Source organism: Mycobacterium talmoniae, assembly GCF_001854525.1.
Classification (GTDB): domain Bacteria; phylum Actinomycetota; class Actinomycetes; order Mycobacteriales; family Mycobacteriaceae; genus Mycobacterium; species Mycobacterium talmoniae.
The window spans coordinates 1-21,087 of sequence record NZ_MLQM01000022.1 but is presented as its reverse complement, the minus strand read 5'-3'; the positions used below and the strand labels follow the sequence as shown (position 1 = coordinate 21,087).

At 67.3% G+C, this 21,087-nt stretch carries 24 protein-coding genes, 1 pseudogene and 1 riboswitch; of the genes and pseudogenes, 8 read left to right on the top strand and 17 right to left on the bottom strand.

Going from position 1 to position 21,087, the window contains the following annotated elements; all coding sequences use genetic code 11:
• Positions 1-21 precede the first annotated feature (21 nt).
• The 6 genes from BKN37_RS06790 to narI all read left to right on the top strand — a co-directional run bounded on the left by BKN37_RS06790 (position 22) and on the right by narI (position 5,832).
• Positions 22-1,161, top strand: coding sequence for a PPE family protein (locus tag BKN37_RS06790; RefSeq protein ID WP_071023657.1), 1,140 nt, complete (start codon positions 22-24; stop codon positions 1,159-1,161).
• A gap of 41 nt (positions 1,162-1,202) precedes the next feature.
• Entirely contained in the window at positions 1,203-1,499 is a 297-nt protein-coding gene (locus tag BKN37_RS06785; protein WP_071023654.1) for a WXG100 family type VII secretion target, read from the top strand.
• A 12-nt stretch (positions 1,500-1,511) separates the two neighbouring features.
• Positions 1,512-1,796, top strand: coding sequence for a WXG100 family type VII secretion target (locus BKN37_RS06780; protein ID WP_071023652.1), 285 nt, complete (start codon positions 1,512-1,514; stop codon positions 1,794-1,796).
• A gap of 32 nt (positions 1,797-1,828) precedes the next feature.
• A riboswitch (Fluoride riboswitch) is annotated at positions 1,829-1,889 on the top strand.
• Between the two features lie 33 nt (positions 1,890-1,922).
• Complete coding sequence (locus tag BKN37_RS06775) at positions 1,923-3,452, top strand: MutS-related protein (RefSeq protein WP_071023650.1); 1,530 nt, start codon at positions 1,923-1,925, stop codon at positions 3,450-3,452.
• On the top strand, positions 3,449-5,002 hold the full coding sequence (locus BKN37_RS06770; protein ID WP_071023648.1) for a MutS-related protein: 1,554 nt from the start codon (positions 3,449-3,451) through the stop codon (positions 5,000-5,002). Before BKN37_RS06775 ends, BKN37_RS06770 begins: the two co-directional genes overlap by 4 nt.
• 89 nt (positions 5,003-5,091) lie before the next feature.
• Positions 5,092-5,832 carry a respiratory nitrate reductase subunit gamma gene (narI, locus tag BKN37_RS06765; RefSeq protein ID WP_071023646.1) on the top strand — a complete coding sequence of 247 codons (741 nt, stop codon included), beginning with the start codon at positions 5,092-5,094 and terminating at the stop codon, positions 5,830-5,832.
• 92 nt (positions 5,833-5,924) lie between these two features.
• Here the strand turns inward: narI and ettA are convergent, their stop codons facing one another.
• The 9 genes and pseudogenes from ettA to rplS form a co-directional block, all read right to left on the bottom strand.
• Positions 5,925-7,598, bottom strand: a complete 1,674-nt coding sequence (ettA, locus tag BKN37_RS06760) for an energy-dependent translational throttle protein EttA (protein WP_071023643.1) — start codon at positions 7,596-7,598, stop codon at positions 5,925-5,927.
• A 17-nt stretch (positions 7,599-7,615) separates the two neighbouring features.
• Positions 7,616-7,927 (bottom strand): protein UsfY, encoded by a 312-nt coding sequence (gene usfY / locus BKN37_RS06755; protein WP_207547212.1) that lies wholly within the window; start codon positions 7,925-7,927, stop codon positions 7,616-7,618.
• A gap of 50 nt (positions 7,928-7,977) precedes the next feature.
• Positions 7,978-9,000 (bottom strand): ABC transporter ATP-binding protein, encoded by a 1,023-nt coding sequence (locus tag BKN37_RS06750; RefSeq protein WP_071023638.1) that lies wholly within the window; start codon positions 8,998-9,000, stop codon positions 7,978-7,980.
• Between the two features lie 162 nt (positions 9,001-9,162).
• On the bottom strand, positions 9,163-9,828 hold the full coding sequence (locus tag BKN37_RS06745) for a GNAT family N-acetyltransferase (protein WP_071023703.1): 666 nt from the start codon (positions 9,826-9,828) through the stop codon (positions 9,163-9,165).
• Positions 9,829-9,889: 61 nt separating this feature from the next.
• Positions 9,890-10,936 (bottom strand): questin oxidase family protein, encoded by a 1,047-nt coding sequence (locus tag BKN37_RS06740; protein ID WP_071023636.1) that lies wholly within the window; start codon positions 10,934-10,936, stop codon positions 9,890-9,892.
• A gap of 63 nt (positions 10,937-10,999) precedes the next feature.
• The gene (locus tag BKN37_RS06735; RefSeq protein WP_012393608.1) at positions 11,000-11,305 is read right to left on the bottom strand and encodes a DUF2469 domain-containing protein; all 306 of its coding nucleotides are present in this window, start codon (positions 11,303-11,305) and stop codon (positions 11,000-11,002) included.
• Positions 11,302-12,056, bottom strand: a pseudogene (locus BKN37_RS06730) (ribonuclease HII). The gene BKN37_RS06735 and the pseudogene BKN37_RS06730 overlap by 4 nt, the downstream one beginning before the upstream one ends.
• A gap of 2 nt (positions 12,057-12,058) precedes the next feature.
• Positions 12,059-12,943 (bottom strand): signal peptidase I, encoded by an 885-nt coding sequence (gene lepB / locus BKN37_RS06725; RefSeq protein ID WP_071023632.1) that lies wholly within the window; start codon positions 12,941-12,943, stop codon positions 12,059-12,061.
• A gap of 84 nt (positions 12,944-13,027) precedes the next feature.
• Positions 13,028-13,369 (bottom strand): 50S ribosomal protein L19, encoded by a 342-nt coding sequence (rplS, locus tag BKN37_RS06720; protein ID WP_071023630.1) that lies wholly within the window; start codon positions 13,367-13,369, stop codon positions 13,028-13,030.
• Positions 13,370-13,709: 340 nt separating this feature from the next.
• On the opposite strand from rplS, the gene BKN37_RS06715 reads away from it, so the two are divergent.
• On the top strand, positions 13,710-14,627 hold the full coding sequence (locus tag BKN37_RS06715; protein ID WP_071023628.1) for a serine hydrolase: 918 nt from the start codon (positions 13,710-13,712) through the stop codon (positions 14,625-14,627).
• Between the two features lie 82 nt (positions 14,628-14,709).
• Here BKN37_RS06715 and trmD read toward each other — a convergent pair whose 3' ends face one another.
• From trmD to BKN37_RS06685, 6 genes are all read right to left on the bottom strand, one after another.
• Positions 14,710-15,396 carry a tRNA (guanosine(37)-N1)-methyltransferase TrmD gene (gene trmD / locus BKN37_RS06710; protein ID WP_071023626.1) on the bottom strand — a complete coding sequence of 229 codons (687 nt, stop codon included), beginning with the start codon at positions 15,394-15,396 and terminating at the stop codon, positions 14,710-14,712.
• Entirely contained in the window at positions 15,396-15,917 is a 522-nt protein-coding gene (gene rimM / locus BKN37_RS06705; RefSeq protein ID WP_071023623.1) for a ribosome maturation factor RimM, read from the bottom strand. Before rimM ends, trmD begins: the two co-directional genes overlap by 1 nt.
• A 16-nt stretch (positions 15,918-15,933) precedes the next feature.
• Positions 15,934-16,176: an RNA-binding protein gene (locus tag BKN37_RS06700; protein ID WP_071023621.1), complete on the bottom strand. Its 243-nt coding sequence runs from the start codon at positions 16,174-16,176 to the stop codon at positions 15,934-15,936.
• 7 nt (positions 16,177-16,183) lie between these two features.
• A complete protein-coding gene (gene rpsP, locus BKN37_RS06695; protein WP_071023619.1) occupies positions 16,184-16,663 on the bottom strand; it encodes a 30S ribosomal protein S16 in 480 nt (159 codons plus the stop codon).
• A 160-nt stretch (positions 16,664-16,823) separates the two neighbouring features.
• The gene (gene mgtE / locus BKN37_RS06690; RefSeq protein WP_242657122.1) at positions 16,824-18,140 is read right to left on the bottom strand and encodes a magnesium transporter; all 1,317 of its coding nucleotides are present in this window, start codon (positions 18,138-18,140) and stop codon (positions 16,824-16,826) included.
• A 29-nt stretch (positions 18,141-18,169) separates the two neighbouring features.
• Positions 18,170-18,589, bottom strand: a complete 420-nt coding sequence (locus BKN37_RS06685) for a nuclear transport factor 2 family protein (protein WP_071023614.1) — start codon at positions 18,587-18,589, stop codon at positions 18,170-18,172.
• A 45-nt stretch (positions 18,590-18,634) separates the two neighbouring features.
• Between BKN37_RS06685 and BKN37_RS06680 the strand changes: the two genes are divergently transcribed.
• Positions 18,635-19,504, top strand: coding sequence for a D-alanyl-D-alanine carboxypeptidase family protein (locus BKN37_RS06680; RefSeq protein ID WP_071023611.1), 870 nt, complete (start codon positions 18,635-18,637; stop codon positions 19,502-19,504).
• Between the two features lie 3 nt (positions 19,505-19,507).
• Here the strand turns inward: BKN37_RS06680 and BKN37_RS06675 are convergent, their stop codons facing one another.
• Entirely contained in the window at positions 19,508-20,479 is a 972-nt protein-coding gene (locus BKN37_RS06675) for an acyl-ACP desaturase (protein WP_071023609.1), read from the bottom strand.
• A 148-nt stretch (positions 20,480-20,627) separates the two neighbouring features.
• A partial coding sequence (locus BKN37_RS29065; protein ID WP_479724548.1) for an Rv2253/PknI dimerization domain-containing protein occupies positions 20,628-21,087 on the bottom strand: 460 nt, incomplete at its 5' end.

Sequence of the window (21,087 nt, the reverse complement as noted above, 5' to 3'; positions counted from 1 at the left end):
CAACCGAGAAGGGTATTTAGCATGGATTTCGCGGCACTTCCCCCAGAGATCAACTCGGCCCGGATGTATACCGGTCCGGGGTCGGCACCGATGCTGGCGGCTGCGGCGGCCTGGGACCAACTCGCCACCGAGCTGCACTCATCTGCGGCCGCCTACGGCTCGGTGATCGCCGGGCTGACGACCGACGGCTGGCAAGGTCCGTCATCACTGGTGATGGCGAATGCCATCACGCCCTACGTCGCGTGGATGCACAACACCGCCGTGCACGCCGAGCAGACCGGCGCCCAGGCCAAGACCGCCGCAAACGCCTACCAAACGGCGTTCGCGATGATGGTGCCGCCACCGCTGATCGCGGCCAACCGCACCCAGCTGACGGCGCTGGTTGCCAGCAATTTCTTCGGGCAGAACAGCCCGGCGATCGCGGTCACCGAAGCCGAGTACGAACAGATGTGGGCGCAGGATGTCGCAGCGATGTACGGCTATGCCACATCGTCGTCGACCGCGTCGACGCTGACGCCCTTCACCAACCCGCCGCAAACCACCAACCCGGCCGGGCTGGCCGCCCAAACCGCCGCCGCCGCCCAGTCCGCGGGCAACCCGGCCCAGCTGCTCACCCAGCTCCCCGCGGCAATGCAGCAACTTGCCGCGCCGGCGGCGGCCGCCCCCGCCGCGGCCGATCCCCCGTCACTGCTGACGTACCTGCTGCAGATCCCGTCGATCACCAGCGCCGCCGCGTCGAGCACCAGTTCGTCGTTCTCCGGTGCCGCGATCTACACCACCAATCACGCGGTCGCGGTCAACGCGCTGCGCGACGAGGCGCAGGGGATCGGTCCGTTCCTGGTCGGAGCGCCCGCCTCAGTCGCGCCGGCCGCCGGCGTCGCGGCCCCGGCCGCCTCAGCTGCGGTCGGCCGGGCCAGCTTGGTCGGCACCATGTCCGTACCGCAAACCTGGGCGGCCACGGCCACTCCGGCGGCGAGTTCCGCGGCAGTACCGGCGCCGGCGACCAGTGCTGCGGTGGCTCCGGCTGCGCTGCAAACCATGCCCGGCCAAGGCATATTCGGCGAAGCCCTGCTGGGCACGCTGGCCGGACGCGGTGTCAGCAACGCCGCTGCGAAATTGCGGCGACCCAGCGTTGTGCCCCGGTCACCGGCTGCCGGATGAGCGACCACCCATCGCAGGCAACGAGTTAAGGAGAGATTGATATGCCTACGCGTTTTATGACCGATCCGCACCAGATGCGGGCCATGGCGGGCCGTTTCGATGTGCACGCCCAAACCGTCGAGGACGAGGCCCGCAAGATGTGGGCGTCCTCGACCAACATCACCGGAGCCGGCTGGGGCGGAACCGCCGCCAACACCTCCTACGACACCATGGGCCAGATGCAGACCGCGTTCCGCAACATCGTGAACATGCTGCACGGCGTACGCGACGGCCTGATCCGCGACGCCAACAACTACGAGCAGCAAGAAGCCGCCTCGCAGACGGCGCTGAGCAGCTAAGGAGCCATACCGATGAGCATCAACTACCAGTTCGGCGACGTCGACGCGCACGGCGCGCTGATCAAGGCTCAGGCCGCCTCCCTGGAGGCCGAGCACCAGGCCATCATCGCCGACGTCTTGGCTGCCGGGGACTTCTGGGGCGGCTCGGGTTCGGTGGCCTGCCAAGAATTCATCACCCAACTGGGTCGCAACTTCCAGGTCATCTACGAACAAGCCGCCACCCACGGCACCAAAGTCCAAACCGCCGGCGGCAACATGGCCTCCACCGACGGCGCCGTCAGCGCCAGCTGGGCCTAACACCTAATCGCCAAGCCAGTCGCGGGGTACTATCGAGGTCAGGCGATGGAGTTCGCCTCAACTGCCACACCGGCTGATGGCTTCTACGACGTGAACAACTCACGGTAGGAGGCAGGTGATCGGCAAATGGCGTCATTCACGAGCATTCTGTCCCCCCACGCCACGACGGTAGACGAGACCGGTATGCCGGATTGCTGTGCCGATCTGTACCTGGATCAAGTGATCCGCACCGTGACCACCGGGCACACCGACGATGGCCTGGAGAATTTCTTCTACGCACCGCTGCACGACGTATCCACGGTCAACTACCGCCATGACGTGTTCCGCGACCTCGAGCGTGACGAAGTCCGCCGGCCGATCGAGAATTTTGTCGCCGGCATGCGCACCATGCGACAGCGTATGCACCAGTCCGCGCACCTGTGGCACCCGCTGCAACAGCACGGCTGGTTCGTCTACGCCGTCGAAGCGTATTGCAGCGCACTGAAAATTCTGCGCGATGACCTCGCACAGGCCACGCTCACATCGGATGGTCTACGTGATTTCGTCACGCATGTGTGCCACTACGTCGACAGCGACACGTTCCAGATGCTGGTGGCCGACACCCAAAACGTCCAGGCCGAACTGCACCAGGTGCGCTACGCGGTGCACATTCAGGGGCTGCGCGTCCATGTCGAGAAGTATGATGCCCAACCCGATTACAGCGCACAGGTCGCCGCGACATTCGAGCGGTTTGTCACCGCCACGGCCAAGGACTACCGGGTGCGGCTGCCGGACTTCCCGGACATGAATCATGTCGAAGAGCAGGTCCTGGAATGCGTTGCCAGGCTATATCCGCAGGTTTTTTCCCTGCTCAAAGCGTTCTGCACCGACAACACCAATTTTGTGGAGCCCGTCATCGACCGGTTCGACCGCGAAATCCACTTCTATTTGTCCTATCTCGCGTTCATGCGGCTGTTCGCCGAGGCGGGGTTGACGTTCAGCTACCCCCAGGTCACCGACGAACCCGGTGTGGTGTGCGCCAACGACGCGTTCGACCTCGCCCTCGCGATCAAATCCCTCCGCGAGGACAAACCCGTCATACGCAACGATTTCCGGCTATCGGGAGCGGAACGTATCTTCGTCATCACCGGACCGAACCAGGGTGGCAAGACCACATTCGCCCGAACAATCGGGCAATGCGCGTATCTGGCGGCGCTAGGTTGCCCGGTACCGGCAACGCACGCCGCGTTCACCTTGCCGGACGCGATCTATACCCACTTCGAACGTCAGGAAACCTTGGCGACGCTGCACGGCAAACTCGACGATGAACTGGTGCGCATCCACGACATCCTGTCCCGCGCCACCGCCGCAAGCCTGATCGTCATGAACGAGAGCTTTGCGTCCACCACCGCAGATGACGCACTGCAAATCGGCACCGAGGTGCTGGGGCGCATGAGCCGGTTGCGCTGTGTGGCCGTCTACGTGACCTTCCTGGACGAATTGGCCAACCTCGACCCCACCTGCGTCAGCATGGTCGGTGAAGTCGCACCGGAGGATCCGACTCGGCGAACGTTCAAGTTCACTCCCAGGCCTGCCGACGGTCTGGCCTACGCCGCGGCGCTGGCCGGCAAATACGGGCTCACCCACGATGTCTTACGGCGGAGGATCACCCAATGAGAGTCCGACTGTTAGATCCCGAACGCGATGTCACCCTGGAGCCGCGGCTGCCCTGGCATCTGGCTGACCTGATCGACGACGACCTCGAGTTGCGACGCCTCTACAAAGCGATGGCGAATGACGACGCGTTCCTGCTCGATATCGCCCAAAAGGTGGTCCCGCTGACCGTCACCGACCCCGACGTGATCACCTACCGCCAGCAGGTGCTTGCCGACTGTCTGGCCAATCGTGCTGTGGTGCAGGAGATGTACGACATCGCGTTCGACGGGGCCGAAGTGCGTCGCAAAGTTTTTCTCGGCGGCCTGGCCTACCGCGATCCGCAAGCAATCCTGCGCCGCTCGGTCCGGATGCTGGAATACCTGCGCGACAACCTGAAACAGTTGCGCAGCCTCGCCGACCGGCATGCCGATCAGTTCCGCTCCGCGGGGTTCGGGCAGCTGCTGGCGATGGTGCGTGAACAGCTCGCCGACGACTACCTGCGTCAGCTGGACGAACAACTGGCGGAATTGCAGCTGCCGCGCGGCGTACTGCTTTCGGCCCAACTCGGATTGGGCAACAAGGGCCAACGCCACATACTGCACCAGCCACCGCACCGCAGCTGGTGGGACAAGCTGACCGGCGGCCACGACGGCTATGGGTTCACCCTTGATGAGCGCGATGAGACCGGCGCCCAGGCGCTGGCCGAGCTCGCGGGACACGCCCTCAACGACGTCGCCAACATTGTCACCCAATCCGCGGACCACGTGCAGGGGTTCTTTGAGCGGTTGCGCACCGAGCTGGCGTTCTATCTGGGGTGCGCGAACCTGCATGATCGGCTCACCGACTCCGGTGTCCCGACCTGCTTTCCGGTCCCGACCCCGGCTGGGCACCCCCGGTTTGGATGTCGCGGCCTGCGCGATGTGGGGCTGTGTCTGGCCACCGACAACGAAATCGTCGGCAACGACGTCGACGCCGACGGCAAGTCGCTGATCATGGTCACCGGCGCCAACGAGGGCGGCAAGTCGACGTTTTTGCGCAGCGTCGGCGCGGCACAGGTGATGATGCAGGCCGGCATGTTCGTCGCTGCGGAATCGTTTAGCGCCGATGTCCGCGACGCGGTCTTCACTCATTTCAAGCGGGAGGAAGACACCACCATGGCGCACGGCAAGCTCGACGAGGAACTGGCCCGGATAAGTGAGATCGCCGACTTCATCGGGTCGGGGTCGTTGCTGCTGTGTAACGAGTCCTTCGCCTCCACCAACGAACGCGAAGGGTCACAGATTGCCCGGGACGTTACGCGTGCCATGGTGGAATGCGGTATCAAAGTCGTCTTCGTCACCCACCTGTACGACCTGGCGCACAGCATGCACACTCGGCGGGACCCGGCCAGTTTGTTCCTGCGCGCCGAGCGTCGCCCCGACGGGGCGCGCACCTTCCGACTGCGTCCCGGCGAGCCCAAGCCCACCAGCCACGGCGAGGACTCGTTCCGGCGGGTCTTCGGGATCGGCGCGCCAGGGCAAGTCGCGGATCAGCAGGTAGAAACGGCTTCTCGACATTTCCAGCACCAATGACACGACCAACCGGTGAACCACCAAGGTCGGCGATTGCGAGCTGAGCCAGGTCAATCAGCGTGGAAGTCGGGAGGCGACCCATGGCACAAATGACCACATGGAACATCTGGTGGTGGGTGACCCTGCCCTACATCGCGCTGGTGGTGTTCGTGGTGGGCCACATCTGGCGGTGGCGCTACGACCAATTCGGCTGGACCAGCCGCTCCACCCAACTGCAGGAGCAGCGGCTGCTCAAGTGGGGCGCCCCGCTGTTCCACTATTCGGCCTTCGCCGCCATCGCCGGGCACGCATTGGGCATTCTGGTGCCGAAAGCGGTCACCGACTGGCTCGGTATCCACGAGACCTTCTATCAGGACGTCTCCGCGGTGGCCGGGACAGCCGCGGCGATCGGGGTACTGATCGGGGGCGCCTTGCTCACCATCCGGCGCAGCGCGGTGCCGCGGGTTCGGGCCACCACCAGCGCGGTGGACTACCTGGCGCTGACCCTGCTGGCCATCATCGTGATCCTCGGCATATATCTGACGATCGGGATCGAAGACCTGACGCATTACGAGTACCGCAACACCGTCGGGGTCTGGTTCCGCAGCCTGTTCGCCTTGCACCCCAACGTCAAAGCGATCGTGGGCGCCCCGCTGATGTATCAGGTGCATGCGGTGGCGGCGTGGGCGATCTTCATCGTGTGGCCGTTTAGCCGACTGGTCCACGCCTGGAGTTTTCCGTTGTGGTATCTGTGGCGGCCCTACATTGTCATCCGCAGCCGGGTGGCCAAACAGCCCCAAGAGCCCGGCACCGGCGGGCACGAGTGGCGCAAGATCGGCGTCCCATACTGATCATCGGATAGCATGCGGTCCAGGTTTCTGGCCATGCTGTTCCCACCAGGTGAGCACGCTTGGCCTCGGTGCCCGCACCCCACCGGAGTAGTTCACTCTCGGGTGAGCCGACGGTGCAACACCCGGTGCGGGCGAACGGCTTCGACGCCAAGGCGAGCGATCTTGTTCTGCTCGTAGCCGGCGAAGTTGCCCTCGAACCAATACCACTGCGCGGGGTCGGTGTCGGTACCTTCCCAAGCCAGGATATGGGTGGCGATCCGGTCGAGGAACCAGCGGTCGTGCGCGGTGACCACCACGCAGCCGGGGAACTCACCGATCGCGTTCTCCAACGATGCGAGGGTTTCGGTGTCGAGATCGTTGGTTGGCTCGTCCAACAGCAGCACGTTGCCGCCCAATTTCAGGGTGAGGGCGAGGTTGAGCCGGTTACGTTCTCCTCCGGAGAACAGCCGGGCCGGTTTCTGCTGATCGGCGCCCTTGAAACCGAAGGCGGCCAGGTACGCGCGCGACGATACTTCCACCACCCCGATGTGTAGCACGTCCTGGCCACCGGAAACCACCTGCCAGGCCGTGCGGTCGGGGTCGATGCGGGTGCGGTTCTGATCCACGTAGGCGATCCGCACGCTGTCGCCGAGTTTGATCGTTCCCTGATCGGGTTCCTGGTTGCCGGTGAGCATCTGAAACAGGGTCGTTTTGCCGACCCCGTTGGGCCCGATGATGCCCACGATTCCGTTGCGCGGCAGCGAGAACGACAGATTTGTGAACAGTTCGCGATCACCTACGGTCTTGCTCAGATGTTCGGCCTCGATCACCACACTGCCCAGTCGCGGTCCCGGCGGGATGTGGATCTCGTCGAAGTCGAGCCGGCGGGTTTGCGCCGCGGCCGCCGCCATATCGTCGTAACGGCGCAGTCGGGCACCGCTTTTGGCTTGGCGGGCCTTGGCCCCGGAACGCACCCATTCCAGTTCCCGCTGTAGGTGCCGTAACCGCTTGGCGTCCTTGCGGCCTTCGACCTGCAGGCGAGCGGCCTTGGTATCGAGATAGGTGGTGTAGTTGCCCTGATACGGGTAGGCGTGTCCGCGGTCGAGCTCCAGGATCCATTGCGCGACATTGTCCAAGAAATACCGGTCGTGGGTGACCGCGACAACCGTGCCCGGATAGCCGGCCAGATGTTGTTCCAGCCATTGCACGCTCTCGGCATCAAGATGGTTGGTCGGCTCGTCCAGCAGCAACAGATCGGGCCGCTGCAGCAGCAATTGGCACAACGCCACCCGGCGCCGTTCGCCGCCGGACAGACCGGATACCTGCGCATCGGGTGGCGGGCAGCGCAGCGCATCCATGGCCTGCTCGAGACGCACGTCGAGATCCCAGGCGTCGCGATGGTCCAACTGCTCGAGCAGCGAACCCACTTCGGCCATCAGCTCATCGTTACAGTCGTCGGTCAGCTGATCGGTGATCTCGGCGTAGCGGGCAAGCAGTTCGTCGATGTCGGCAACGCCGCCGCGCACGTTGCCGAGCACCGTTGTGGTGTCGTCCAGCATCGGTTCCTGTGGTAGCAGCCCAACAGTGCTGTCCGGTGCGGGTCGCGCATCCCCATTCGACGGCACCTCCAGCCCGGCCATCACGCGCAGCAGGGTCGATTTCCCCGCACCGTTGGGGCCGACAACGCCGACCTTGGCGCCCGGCAGAAACGACAACGTGACGTCGTCGAGGATCACCTTCTCGCCCCGCACCACGCGGGCGTGGTTCAGCTGGTAAATCCACTGCACGCCAACCGCCTTTCAGTTCAGGCAGCGCGCTGCCCGAGCTGACTATCACGGTGCGCGCGTGCCCACTGCTCATCCATGTGGGTCACGCGGCGAAACTCCACGACGAACCATAGCGCTCCGGCAACCGTTCCGAGCACGGCGATAAGGACCGTCGCGCCGAGCCATTCATAGTGCCGATAGGCAGCCACCACCGCCGTGCTGACCATCGCGGATAACGCTACGGCCAACAGGATCAACCCGGGCCACAACAAATTGTCCTTCATCGTGATCCCGGCGTGCGGTTGTGTGGTCCGGGAATGATCCGACGGATCATGATGCGTATCTCCCATGATCGCCTCCTCCCCGTCATCGGGAATAGGGGAACACCAAAACGGCCCGGTTAACCGCTCACCGAGCCGGCGAACTCGCCGGGGTGGTATCTGTGGATGCCCTCCAGATCATCGAGGATCGCCTCCCGCGCGTTTTTCGGGAGCGTGTCCAGGATCTGACGCACCCGGGCCCGTCGCCGTTCGACCGCTTTGCGCTCCGGCAACCCCGGTGTGGCGGTGAGCTGCGGCGGCACAAATTCGATCTCTTCGACACCGCCGTGGTGCTGACCGGCATCGAGCATGGCCTGCTCCTCGGCCATGGTGGCCTGGTCCTTTTCCTCCGACATGCCGATCGGCCCGATCCGCCGGCCGTTGAGGAACTGCTTGACCACCGGCTCGTCACTGGTCAACAGCACCTCGCGCGGCCCGAACATCACCAACTGCTTGCGGAACAACATGCCCATGTTGTCCGGCACGGTGCGGGCGATGTTGATGTTGTGCGTCACGATGAATATGGTGGCGTCGATCTGGGCGTTGACGTCGATCAGCAACTGGCTCAAATACGCGGTACGCACCGGGTCCAGACCCGAGTCCGGCTCGTCGCACAGGATGATCTGCGGGTCGAGCACCAGCGCACGGGCAAGGCTCGCGCGCTTGCGCATACCACCGGAGATCTCACCGGGGAACTTCTTCTCGTCGCCACCGAGCCCAACCACCTTCAGCTTGTCCATGACAATGTCACGGATCTCGCTTTCTTTCTCCTTGGTGTGCTCGCGCAGCGGGAATGCGGTGTTGTCGAACAGGTCCATCGACCCGAACAGCGCGCCGTCTTGAAACATCACCCCGAACAGGGTGCGGATCTCGTAGAGCTCCTTGCCCGAGCATTTGGTGATGTCGGTTCCGTTGACGATGATCGAGCCGCGCTCCGGATGTATCAGACCTATCAGGGCTTTCAGGAACACGGTTTTGCCGGTACCCGACGGACCCAGCAGCACACTGACCTCGCCCGCCGGGATTTCCAGGGTGACGTCCTCCCAGATCCGCGCGGACCCGAAGGACTTGGTCAATCCTTCCACTTCAATCGCAGTACCCATGGCGACCCCTTCCGCCTGGGAGACACGCGTCTCCAAACAGATGCTGTTAGCAGAAGCCATCAGCGCCGAGCGACGCAAAGGGTGGCGGAGCCTCATCCGCCGACCGCGAATCCAGATATCGCGGCTGTTGTCCAGAATACCCCTGGGCAGGCGGCGCCGGGGTTAGCTGGGCCGGGCGCCGGGGGCCCGCACCACCAGCGGCACACCCGGGAAATAGGCGGCCAGCTCCGAGCGGGCCTTGCGCAGCGCGGCGGTGCCGTAGCCCTTCTTGCGGTGCTCGGGATGGATCCAGATCCGCACGTTCACCTCGCCGTGGGCGAGCTCACCGAACACCATGCCGACCTTTTCGGTGTCGTCGACGGCGACGAACCAGGCGGCTTCCTCGTCGTCCACCCGGGCCAGCGCCGCGCGGATCTCGTCGTCGAGGTCGCCGGCGGGCTGCCCGGATCCGTCGCCGCGGAACCCGATCTCGGCGGTACGCACCGCGAAGATGTCGCGGTCGGCGTCCCCGGCGAACACCCGCAACTCCAGCGCGTCGGCCACGCTGGCCGGCCGCTCGGTGCGGGTGAAGGTCAACTGCTTGTTCAGGTCGTCCAGCTCGTCGGCGATCCTGCGGCGGGAGTCCTTGGTGAGCTGATCGAAGGACATCCCCATCACGGCTTCACAGCCCAGCCGTGAGGTGTCGAGCAGGGCGGCGATCGCGTCAACCGCGGCGGGCCGATCCTCGGCGTCGACAATCACGTCGAGCACCTCGTGGCGGCGCTCCAGCGCTTTGAGCAGGGCGTCGGTGATCTCGCGGCGCGCGACGGCGCGGTCCTGATCGGTCATGGCGTAAGCGTAGAGCAGGCGCCGCGGCGCCCGCGCCCCGCCGACAAAATCGCGCACCGGTTTAGCCGGGGCGCGGGATCCGTTGCTGGGCGGCGAGGATGGCCGGCAGGAACCGCGCATCCGGTCGCAGCGCGTGCTCACGCAGCGCCGCCTCGGTGAACTTGATGACGTGTTCGTCGCCGTGATCCAGGGCGCGGCCGATCAACTCCGCCACCGGCGGGGCGTCGACGTCGGCGGCCCGCCGGATGACGTCGTCCTCGCCGGCGGCCGAGCCGGTGAAGGTCAGCAGCATCGCCAGGTGGCTTTGCCACATCGCGGCGACCGTCGGCAGCCGCAGCGCATCCGGCAGGTACGGCAGCACCAGCCGGATCGCCGCCGGCGCGGTCACGCCGTGCACCAGCGGCACCGGGGCCGCCTCCGGGTGCGCCAAATACACCCCGGCGAACGTCGCGGTCATGTCGCTGAGCAGCGCATCCGGGTCGGCCGCGGCCAGCGCGCCCAAGCCCGCCGCATACCCCGGGTGAGCGTCCAGCGGCGCGTCGTCGTCGGCGCGCGGCAGCGCGGCCACCGCGGCGGCGACGCTCGCCGACCCGGTCAGGCGCGCGGTGCCGGGCAGGGCGGTGTAGCCCGCCGCCCAAAACGCCAGCCCGCGGGCGAGCTCACCGAGTTGGACCGGGTTCGGGTCGGCGGCCCCGGCCACGCCGCGCACCGCGTGCGCGGTCCGGATCAGCCCGTGGGTCAGGCGCGCGAACAACCCCGGCAGCAGCCGCGGCCACCATGCCGCGAGGACGGCGGGCCAGGGCTGCTGGTCGAGCTGGCGACGAAACAGCAGCTCCCAGTCGCCGGCCCGGTCGAAGGCGCCCAGCGCCGGCCGCCACGACGCCTCGTCGTCAGCGTCGAGCGCAAACCGCGGCTCCGGCGGTGGGTGGTGGTCCATCCGGCGTCGATACCCGCCCACCCAGCCGGGAACCTCGGTGTCAAACCCGAGCACCGCCAACGCTTCGGCGGCCATCGGCCCGTGGTTGGCGAAGTGATGCTCACCGCGTTCGTAGCCCAAGTCGTCCATCCGCTGCAGCGCGTCGGTGACGACGTCGACGTAGCCGCCCATCGGAACTCCCTCCCGAGATGCCGCGCTACGTCCCAGTCTGCCCCCGCCGACCGGTCCGCGGCGCTACTCGGGCAGCCGCAGCTCGGGCTTTTCCACCTCTTCGATGTTGACGTCTTTGAAGGTCACCACCCGCACCTGTTTGACGAAGCGGGCCGGCCGGTACATGTCCCACACCCAGGCGTCGGCCAGCCGCAGCTCGAAATACACCTCGCCGTCGGCGTTGCGGGGCACCATCTCCACACTGTTTGCCAGGTAGAAGCGCCGCTCGGTTTCCACGACGTAGCTGAACTGGCCCACGATGTCTTTGTATTCGCGGTACAGCGAGAGCTCCATCTCGGTTTCGTACTTCTCGAGATCTTCGGCACTCATCGGCTCAGCTGTCCTTCTCGGCGGTTGTCAGTTCCATCTTTCCTCATCCGGGCTCGCCGCATGGCGTCACCGGCTCCGCGATCATCTGCAGACCCGACGAGGTCGCCACTCGGCGCACATTGATGAACGAAAACCGGTGCTCGCGGCAGGGCCCCAACGCGGCCAGCGCCGCGGTGTGCGCCGGGGTGCTGTAGCCCTTGTGCTCGGCGAACCCGTAGCCGGGGTGGTCGGCGTCCATCGCCACCATCAACCGATCCCGGCTGACCTTGGCCAGCACACTGGCCGCGGCGATGCAGGCCGCCGCCCCGTCGCCGCCGATCACCGGCAGCGACGGCATCGGCAGCCCCGGCACCCGGAACCCGTCGGACAGCACATAACCCGGCCGCACCGACAGCCCGGCCACCGCCCGGCGCATCCCCTCGATATTGGCCGCGTGCACCCCGCGGCGGTCGACCTCCACCGAATCGATGAACACCACGTGGTAGGCCAGCGCGTACCGGCAGATCAGCGGATACAGCTTCTCCCGCGCCTGAGGGGTGAGCCGTTTCGAGTCGTCCAGCGCCGCGAGGCTGTCCAACCGGCCCGGACCCAGCACACAGGCCGCGGTCACCAGCGGTCCCGCGCAGGCGCCGCGGCCCACCTCGTCGACGCCGGCCACCGGCCCCAGCCCGGTGCGGTAGAGCACCGACTCCAGGGTGCGCAACCCAGAGGACTTGCGGATCACCGGGCGCGGCGGCCAGGTCGACGCCATGGCTAGGGACCCTGCTGCGGGTTTACCGAATCAACACCACCCCAGCGCGTCGGGGGCCAGGCGATGAACCGCGCCTTGCCGATGACGTTGCCCACCGGCACCGTCCCCGCCGTCGGGTCACCGGTGCACAGCACGTGCTCGCGCACGCCGTCGGGGGTGTTGGCGCAGTGCGCACGCGAGTCCGCCGAATGGGTCCGGTTGTCGCCCATCACCCACAGCCGCCCCTGCGGGACGGTGACCGGGCCGAAGTCGCTGCCCAAACACGGGTACACCGTCGGGTCGGCCATCATGGTGGCCGGATCCAGATACGGCTCGTTGAGGCGTTTGCCGTCCACGGTCAGCCCGGTGTCGGCACGGCACTGCACGGTCTGGCCGCCCACCGCGATGACCCGTTTGACCAGGTCGTTCTCGTCGGGCGGGACGAACCCGATGACGGACAGCGCGTTTTGCACGGCGCGCACCGCGGCGTTGTGCGACCGGATCGACTTGTAGCCGATATTCCACGACGGCGGCCCCTTGAAGACGACCACGTCGCCCGGACGCGGCGCAGAGAACCGGTAGCTGACCTTGTCCACCAAAATGCGGTCGCCCACACAACCCGGGCACCCGTGCAGGGTGGGTTCCATCGACTCCGACGGGATGAGGTAGGGCCGGGCGACGAACGTCAACATCAGGTAGTACAGCACCACCGCGATGGACACCAGGATGACGGCTTCACGCAGCGCCGCCCGCTTCTTGCCGGCCGGCTCACCCTCGGTGGGCGCCTGCTCCGCGGTCGGGGCAGGTGCCTCCGGCGCGGCGTCGGCCGGCGTCTCGGGCGCGGCGTCGGCGGCAGCCGAGTCAGCACCGGGTGGATTCTCAGGTGACGAGTCGGTGGTTTCGGTCACGAGATCAGCGTAGTCAGCGGGGCCCGCGGCGCGGCGCGCCGCACACGGGGTCGCGGGGCGCTGCGCCGGTCGCCCCCCACCAGGTCAGCGCTTTTCCTTGATCTTGGCTTTCTTGCCGCGCAGCTCACGCAGGTAGTACAGCTTCGCGCGACGCACATCGCCGCGGACCGCGACATCGATGTGGTCGATGTTGGGGGAATGCACGGGGAAGGTCCGCTCCACGCCGACGCCGTAGCTTTCCTTGCGCACCGTGAACGTCTCGCGGATACCGCCACCCTGCCGACGAATCACCACACCCTTGAACACCTGGATGCGTTCCTTGGTGCCCTCGATCACCTTGACGTGCACGTTGACCGTGTCGCCAGGACCGAAGGCCGGGATGTCGTCGCGCAGCGACGCCTTGTCGACGAAGTCCAGCGTGTTCATTTCCGAAGGCACTTCCTTGCGGGTCGCGACTGCGGGCAGCTGCTCACGCAGGGGGCGTGGCGTGCTCACCGAGCCGATTGGATTCGGGCATTGTGGCGTGTCGTGCAGCAGGCTAAGCCAACCGGCAGCCGGCAACTGCTCGACGACAACTGCTCAATTGTGCCAGATGGCCTCCATGCGGTGAAATCGCCGGAAATCCGGGCCGTCTATCCAGCGTCGGAAGGCACGCTGACGTGGCAGATGTACCGGAGAGCGGGGCCGACCTCCGGTACCCTAATGCGCGGGCGGCGGAATGCGGCGAGCCCACTCACAGTTTGCGTTACGCGTCCTGAGGAGGCCCATGCGCGCGCGGCCGTCGAAGCTGCTGCTCACCATCGCCTCGGTGGCGGTGCTGGTGGGGGCGTGCGTCGGCAAGGTGCACGTCGCACCGGCGGCCAGCGCGCCCACGCCCCGCATCGCCGTGGTCACCCCGATGGCTACCGCGCTGAACGGCCCGGGTGCGCCGGCCGGACAGGCCACCCCCGACCTCGACGGCCTGCCGGCCCGTATCGAACAGGCCACCGCCGAAGCGGCCGCGCAGGGCGCCAGCATCTCGGCGGCGGTGCTCGACCGCGCCACCGGTCAACTGATCTCCAACGGCTCGGCGCACAACATCGCGACCGCGTCGGTGGCGAAGTTATTCATCGCCGACGATCTGCTGCTACACGAGTCGGACGGGGCCACCAAGCTGTCCCCGGAGGAGCGCGCCGAGCTGGACGTGATGCTGCGATCTTCCGACGACAACGCCGCCGAGAAGTTCTGGAGCGCGGGCGGCGGCGACGCGATCATCAGCCGGGTGGCGGCCCGCTACGGTTTGGCCGCCACCACGCCCGGCAGCGACGGGCGCTGGTGGAACACCATCAGCACGGCCGCGGACCTGGTCCGCTACTACGACATGCTGCTCGACGGGGCCGGCGGGCTGCCCCGGGAACGGGCCGACGTGATCATGACCGACCTGGCCCACTCCACCGCGGTCGGCATCGACGGATACCCGCAGCGGTTCGGTATCCCGGAGGGCCTGTACGCCGAACCGGTCGCCGTCAAGCAGGGCTGGATGTGCTGCATCGGGGCCGACTGGATGCACCTGTCGACCGGGGTCGTCGGCACCGATCACCGCTACGTGGTGGTGGTGGAGTCGCTGCAGCCCAGCGACGACGCCACCGCGCGGCAGACCATCACCCAGGCCGTTAAGACGATGTTCCCCGGCGGTCGGATCTAATCCCGTCGCCGAGGGGGAATTTCCCGACGCCTCGCCGGTGTGTCGCGTCGGGAAATTCCCACTCGCGGCCTGGTTACCGCGGCTAGTCCAGCAGGTCGGGGCGGCGCTCCCGGGTGCGCTGCAGCGAGGCCTGCTGACGCCAGGCGGTGATCCGCGCATGGTTGCCCGACAGCAGCACCTCCGGGACGTCGAGCCCGCGCCAGCTCGGCGGCCGGGTGTAGCTGGGCCCCTCCAGCAGCCCATCGGTGCCCGGCGAGTGCGAATCGTCGTGGTGCGACGCCGGATTGCCCAACACCTCGGGCAGCAGCCGCAGCACCGCCTCGATCATCACCAGCGCCGCCGCCTCGCCGCCGGGCAGCACGTAGTCACCGATCGACACCTCGGCCACCCGCATCCGCCGGGCCGCGTCATCGATGACCCGCTGGTCGATGCCTTCGTAGCGCCCGCAGGCGAACACCAGGTGCCCCTCGCCGGTCCACTGCTGGGCGGTGGCCTGACTGAACAGCACCCCGGCCGGGGTGGGCACCACCAGCAAGGTGTCCGGGGAACACAGCTCGTCGAGCGCGGCGCCCCACACCGGGGCCTTCATCACCATCCCCGGTCCACCGCCGTAGGGCGCGTCGTCCACCGACCGGTGCACGTCGTGGGTCCAGCGGCGCAGGTCGTGCACCCCCAGCTCGACCCGCCCGGATTGGATCGCCTTGCCCGGCAACGACTGTCGCAGCGGCTCCAGGTAGTCGGGGAAGATCGTCACGACATCGATACGCACTAGGTCCCCAGCTCCAGCAGGCCCTCGGGCGGATCGATTTCGATCGTCTGCGCGTCCAGCGACACCGAGGTGACGATCGCGGCCACGAACGGCACCAGCAACTCGGCGGCGCCCTCCCGGCGCACCGCGAGCAGTTCCCCGGCGGCGGTGTGCAGCACCTCGGTCACCGTGCCGAGCTGCTGACCGGCCGTGGTCTGCACCCGCAACCCTTCCAGCTGGTGGTCGTAGAACTCGTCGGGGTCCTCGATCGGCGGCAGTTCGTCGGAGTCGATGACGAACAGGCTGCCGCGCAGCGCGTCGGCCGCGTCGCGGTCGGCCACCCCGGCCAGCCGCACCAGCAGCCGCCCGCCGTGCTCGCGGACGGTGTCGATGACGTAGCTGCGCTCGGGGCTGCCGGATTTGCGGGCGCGCAACGCGGCCCCGGGCACGAACCGGGCGTCGGGGTCATCGGTGCGCACCTCGACGACGACCTCGCCGGTGATCCCGTGCGCCTTGACGACCCGCCCGACTGTCAGCTCCATCAGAGCTCCGCGGTGCTTATTGGTCGGTGTCCACCACGTCGACGCGGATACCGCGGCCGCCGATCCCGGTGACCAGGGTGCGCAGCGCGGTGGCGGTGCGCCCGCCGCGGCCGATCACCTTGCCGAGGTCATCGGGGTGCACGTGCACCTCGACGGTGCGGCCGCGTCGGTTGGTGACCAGGTCAACCCGGACGTCATCGGGGTTGTCGACGATCCCGCGAACCAGATGCTCGACGGCGTCGACGACGACGGTGCTCATCGGCGGGTCAGCTCTCGGTCTCGGCCTGCTCGCCGCCCTCGGCGGGCTTGGCCTCGGCGTCCTCAGCCTTGGCCTCGGCCTTGTCGGCCTTCTTGGCCGGGGCCTTCTTCTTCTTGGGGGTGGCGGCCTCGGTGGTCGGCCCACCCTCGGCCTCGGCCAGTGCGGCGTTGAACAGCTCCAGCTTGGAGGGCTTGGGCGGCTTGACCTTCAAGGTGCCCTCGGCGCCGGGCAGACCCTTGAACTTCTGCCAGTCCCCGGTGATCTTCAGCAGCTTGAGCACCGGCTCGGTCGGCTGGGCGCCCACCGACAGCCAGTACTGGGCCCGCTCGGAGTTGATCTCGATCAGGCTGGGCTCTTCTTTGGGGTGGTAGCGGCCGATGACCTCGATCGCGCGGCCGTCGCGGCGGGTGCGCGCGTCGGCGACGGCGATGCGGTACTGGGGATTGCGGATCTTGCCAAGCCGGGTGAGCTTGATCTTGACAGCCATGCGGGTATCTCCTGTGGTGTCACGCTGCAATTCAGCGGTCGGGGCGGGAGTACCCAGACCCGGTTTTGCCTTGCGTGTAATGACCGCCGAGCGGCGCGTAGTCGCGCGGCGGACAGCCGCCTATCCTGCCATAACGCGCCGCGGCGCCGGTAATCCAGCCTCAGATGGGCAGCACGGCCTTGGCGATCAGGAAGTAGATCACCAAACCGGTCGCGTCGACGAAGGTGCTGATGAACGGGTTGGAGAACACCGCCGGGTCGGCGTGCAGGGCGCGGGCCACCAACGGCATCGCCCCGCCGACGGTGGCGGCCATGGTGCACACGGCCAGCAGCGACAAGCCGATCACCGCGCCCAGCGAGCGGTTGTAGACCACGCTGGCCAGCACGAACGCCACCGACCCGAGCAGCAGGCCGAGCATCAGCCCCACCCGGAATTCGCGGGCCACCACCTTGGCGGTGTCGCGCGGGCCGATGTCCCCCAGCGCCAACGCCCGGGTCACGGTGGTGACGGCCTGGTTGCCGGTGTTGCCGCCGGTGCCGATCAGCAGCGGGACGAACAGCGCCAGCGCCACCACGTGGCTCAGGGTCCCGCGGAACGCCGACAGCACCTGCACGGTGAACGTGGCGCCCACCGCCAATACCAGCAGCCAGACCACGCGGGCCCGGACCAGGTTGCGGATCGGGCTGGCCAGATACGGTCGCCGCAGCGGCTCGGTGCCGCCGGTGCGGGCCTGGTCTTCGGTCTCGGCGGTGTCCAGGATGCGCAGCGCGTCGTCCACGGTGAGGATGCCCACCAGCCGCGACTCGTTGTCCACCACCGGCAGCACCAGGACCTTCAGGTCGGCGCAGTGCCGGGCGGCGGTCTCGGCGTCGTCGGTGGCCCGCACCGGGTGCGCCGGCTGCATGAGCTCGCCGATCGGGGTGGCCGGCGACGCCCGCAGCAGATCACGCAGGCTGACCACCCCGACCAGGGTGCGTCGGTCGTCGGTGACCGGCAGGGTGTAGACGGTTTCGGCGTCCTCGAGGCGTTGGTGAACACGCGACAACGCCTGCGCGGCAGTGGAATCCGACCGGACCGCGACGAACTCCGGGCTCATCCGCCGCCCGATCGACCCGTGCGGATAGCCCAGGACGGTCGCGGTCAGGCCCCGCTCATGCGGCGGGAGCCCCTGGATCAACCGTCGGGCCACCGATGCGGGCAGCTCATCGAGCAACTCGACCCGGTCGTCGGGGTCCAGATCGGCGAACAGGATGGCGACGTCCTCCTGCTGCAACGCACCCACCAAATCACCCTGCAGCGTCGGTTCGAGATCCTCGAACACCGCAAGGGCCTGCTCTTTGGTCAGCAGCCGGTACAGGATGGCGCGCTGCTGCCGATTCAGCCGTTCCAGCACGTCCACGGTCTGCGGCGGGCTCAGCCGACGGACCGCGGCCGTCGCCGCGGCCAGGTCGACGTCGACGAGGGCACGTTCAATCACCCGGGTATCGGACTCATAGCGCAACGGCGTCACCCGACCCGGTCGAAGCACTTGGTCTCGACGCGCCGACTCATCCGCCAGCCCGCCCCGGTGCGGACGAACTCGTCGTCGTACCACAGCCCCAACAGCATGGTGGTGGGTTTGTCGCCGGCGAACACCATGGGATTGAAACAGAAGGTGCGGGCGGCGGCGCGGTCACCGTCGACCCGAATCGACGGCAGGCCCAGCATGTGGGCATAGTTGGCGAAGGCCGGCAACACCTCGCTCAGCCACGCCTTGACCTCCGGATAGTGGCCGTCGATTCCGCCCATGGCGCGGTAGTCGATGTAGGCGTCGCGGGTGAACACGTGGTCGAGGTCGTCGAATCGGCGGAGGTCGATGGCGGTGGAATAGTCGACCAGCAGTTGCTGGATCTGCCACCGGTCGGAAATTTCGGCCTGGCTCAGCATTCCTCGATTGAACACGATCAATTGCCGCAGCTAGGCTCAGCGCCCATGCGGAAGTTCATCGCGTGCGTCGCGGTCGCCGTGGCGGGGGTGGTCACCCTGGCGCCCACCGCCTCGGCCGACGTGTCCCAGCCCGCGGGCTCGGTTCCCATCCCGGCCGGCCCGGCGCCGAACTGGATCGTCGCCGACCTGGACAGCGGGCAGATCCTGGCCGAAAGCAACGGCTACGCGGTCCACCCGCCGGCCAGCACCATCAAGGTGCTGCTGGCGCTGGTGGCGCTCGATGAGCTGAACCTGGATTCCAGTGTGGTCGCCACCCCCGCCGACACCGAGGTGGAGTGCAATTGCGTCGGGATCAAACCCGGCCGCAGCTACACCGCCCGCCAGCTGCTGGATGCGACGCTGCTGGTGTCCGGTAACGACGCCGCCAACACGTTGGCCGAGATGCTCGGCGGCGCTGATGCCGCGGTGGCGAAGATGAACGCCAAGGCCGCCGCGATCGGCGCCACCAGCACCCACGCCGCCACCCCCTCCGGGCTGGACGGCCCGGGCGGTTCGGGGTCGACCACCCCGCACGATCTGGCGGTGATCTTCCGGGCTGCGCTGGCCAATCCGGTGTTCGCGCTGATCACCGCGGAGCCGTCGGCGATGTTCCCCACCGATACCGGCGAGAAGCAGATCCTCAACGCCGACGAGTTGCTGCAGCGCTATCCCGGTGCGATCGGCGGCAAGACCGGGTTCACCAACGCCGCCCGCAAGACGTTTGTCGGCGCCGCCGCCCGCAACGGCCGCCGGCTGGTGATCGCGATGATGTACGGGCTGATCCACGAGGGCGGCCCGACGTACTGGGATCAGGCCGCCAGCCTGTTGGATTGGGGCTTCGCGCAGAGCCCGCAGGCGGCCGTCGGCTCGCTGTAATTCTTAGCCCAGTTTTGCTGCGGCCCTGCGCTTTTCCCGCGCCAGGTAACGGTCCCGGGATTCCTCGAACTTCGTCGCCTCCGCCTCCAGGCCGTGCAGGAAGGTGGCCAGCTGGTCGCGGTGGTTCTCCCCCTCGCCGCTGAAGTCGGTGCGATCGAAAATGCGCCATTTGCGCAGCACCGGCATCACCACATCGTCGAGGTGCTGCCGGGTGTCGTAGATGCCGCCGACGGCCATGGTGACGGCATTGCGCCGAAAGTCGGGCATCGAGAAACCCGGCATCTGGAAGTGGGTCAGGATGCGCCGGATCGACTCGATCGCTTGGTTCGGGGCGATCTCGAGACTGGCTTCCATCACGTTGCGGTAGAAGATCATGTGCAGGTTTTCGTCGTTGGAGATGCGCCGCAGCAACCCCTCGGCGGTCGGGTCGCCGCAGGCCCTACCGGTGTTGCGATGGGAGACCCGGGTGGCCAACTCCTGGAACGTCACATAGGTGATGGAGTCGAACAGGGTGTCGGCGAAGACCACGCCCTGGCCCTGCTGACCGGGGCTGAAGCCGGCGGTCACCTGTTCGACGCGGGCCGTCTCCAGCTGGATGGGGTCCACCGCCCGGGTGACCACCAGGTAGTCGCGTAACGCGATGCCGTGCCGGTTTTCCTCGCAGGTCCAGCGGTTCACCCAGGCGCCCCAGGCGCCGTCCATCCCTACATTTTGGGCGATCTCACGGTGGTAGGAGGGCAGGTTGTCCTCGGTGAGCAGGTTGGTGACCATGGCGATCCGCGCCAGCTTCGACAGCCGCGATTCGGCAACGTCCCAGTCGGCGCCGCCCAACGCCGCGTAGTTCTGTCCCTCACCCCACGGGACGTAATCGTGCGGCTGCCAGTCGGTGGTCGCCGACAGGTGCCGATTGAGGTTGGCCTCCACGGTCGGTTCGAGTTCGCGCAGCAGGTCCCCATCGGTGTAGGCAGTCGACATCGGTCTCCTTAGGCGTCGGGCATTTCGCGGGCGCATCGCCGGGAGTGCTAAGTCCAGACCGTGCCTACTCGGGTTCACGCTATCTGCGTGACGCTACCCCATTACGCGCGTGACCTCGCCCATTGCGCGACCAACACCGGGCCGGGGCTCATCGGGGCACGGTGACGCCGGGCGGCACCGCGCCGACTCGTCCGGCGACGGCGGGTATTTCGATGTTGCCGCCGCGCTGACCGCACTCATCGGTTTCGACGGTGACGGTCATCACACCGTGCATCGGCCCGTGCGGCTGCGGCTGCAGCCGCAGCGCCTGGGTCGTGGTTTCCTTGTCCGCCGCCCCGTTCGGTCCCACGCACGGGAACCGCAGCGTTTGCGGCCGCGACTGCCAGGCGCCGTCGCGGAAATCCAGCACCAGCAGCTGACTGGCGGCGGCCGGGTTGACCCGCTGGTGGTCGGTGTCGTCGAGCTGGATACCGGTGGCGACACATCCGCTGGCGCTGCAGGAGGACCGAAACGCCCACCAGGTGCTGACGTTGGGCGGCTGCGGGGCCGGGGTGCCGTTGAACGTCTGCTGGGTCCGGTTGACGTCGACCTGGTAGGCGCCGTCGAGC

What these genes read in the sequence shown, in the direction of transcription:
- BKN37_RS06680 (WP_071023611.1), top strand. Translation starts at nt 18,635, where the DNA reads ATGCGGAAGTTCATCGCGTGCGTCGCGGTCGCCGTGGCGGGGGTGGTC.
- BKN37_RS06775 (WP_071023650.1), top strand. Translation starts at nt 1,923, where the DNA reads ATGGCGTCATTCACGAGCATTCTGTCCCCCCACGCCACGACGGTAGAC.
- rpsP (WP_071023619.1), bottom strand. Translation starts at nt 16,663, where the DNA reads ATGGCTGTCAAGATCAAGCTCACCCGGCTTGGCAAGATCCGCAATCCC.
- BKN37_RS06750 (WP_071023638.1), bottom strand. Translation starts at nt 9,000, where the DNA reads ATGGGTACTGCGATTGAAGTGGAAGGATTGACCAAGTCCTTCGGGTCC.
- BKN37_RS06745 (WP_071023703.1), bottom strand. Translation starts at nt 9,828, where the DNA reads ATGACCGATCAGGACCGCGCCGTCGCGCGCCGCGAGATCACCGACGCC.
- BKN37_RS06790 (WP_071023657.1), top strand. Translation starts at nt 22, where the DNA reads ATGGATTTCGCGGCACTTCCCCCAGAGATCAACTCGGCCCGGATGTAT.
- narI (WP_071023646.1), top strand. Translation starts at nt 5,092, where the DNA reads ATGACCACATGGAACATCTGGTGGTGGGTGACCCTGCCCTACATCGCG.
- BKN37_RS06735 (WP_012393608.1), bottom strand. Translation starts at nt 11,305, where the DNA reads ATGAGTGCCGAAGATCTCGAGAAGTACGAAACCGAGATGGAGCTCTCG.
- rimM (WP_071023623.1), bottom strand. Translation starts at nt 15,917, where the DNA reads ATGGAGCTGACAGTCGGGCGGGTCGTCAAGGCGCACGGGATCACCGGC.
- BKN37_RS06785 (WP_071023654.1), top strand. Translation starts at nt 1,203, where the DNA reads ATGCCTACGCGTTTTATGACCGATCCGCACCAGATGCGGGCCATGGCG.
- BKN37_RS06740 (WP_071023636.1), bottom strand. Translation starts at nt 10,936, where the DNA reads ATGGGCGGCTACGTCGACGTCGTCACCGACGCGCTGCAGCGGATGGAC.
- BKN37_RS06715 (WP_071023628.1), top strand. Translation starts at nt 13,710, where the DNA reads ATGCGCGCGCGGCCGTCGAAGCTGCTGCTCACCATCGCCTCGGTGGCG.
- BKN37_RS06685 (WP_071023614.1), bottom strand. Translation starts at nt 18,589, where the DNA reads ATGCTGAGCCAGGCCGAAATTTCCGACCGGTGGCAGATCCAGCAACTG.
- rplS (WP_071023630.1), bottom strand. Translation starts at nt 13,369, where the DNA reads ATGAACACGCTGGACTTCGTCGACAAGGCGTCGCTGCGCGACGACATC.
- usfY (WP_207547212.1), bottom strand. Translation starts at nt 7,927, where the DNA reads ATGGGAGATACGCATCATGATCCGTCGGATCATTCCCGGACCACACAA.
- BKN37_RS06675 (WP_071023609.1), bottom strand. Translation starts at nt 20,479, where the DNA reads ATGTCGACTGCCTACACCGATGGGGACCTGCTGCGCGAACTCGAACCG.
- BKN37_RS06770 (WP_071023648.1), top strand. Translation starts at nt 3,449, where the DNA reads ATGAGAGTCCGACTGTTAGATCCCGAACGCGATGTCACCCTGGAGCCG.
- BKN37_RS06700 (WP_071023621.1), bottom strand. Translation starts at nt 16,176, where the DNA reads ATGAGCACCGTCGTCGTCGACGCCGTCGAGCATCTGGTTCGCGGGATC.
- BKN37_RS06780 (WP_071023652.1), top strand. Translation starts at nt 1,512, where the DNA reads ATGAGCATCAACTACCAGTTCGGCGACGTCGACGCGCACGGCGCGCTG.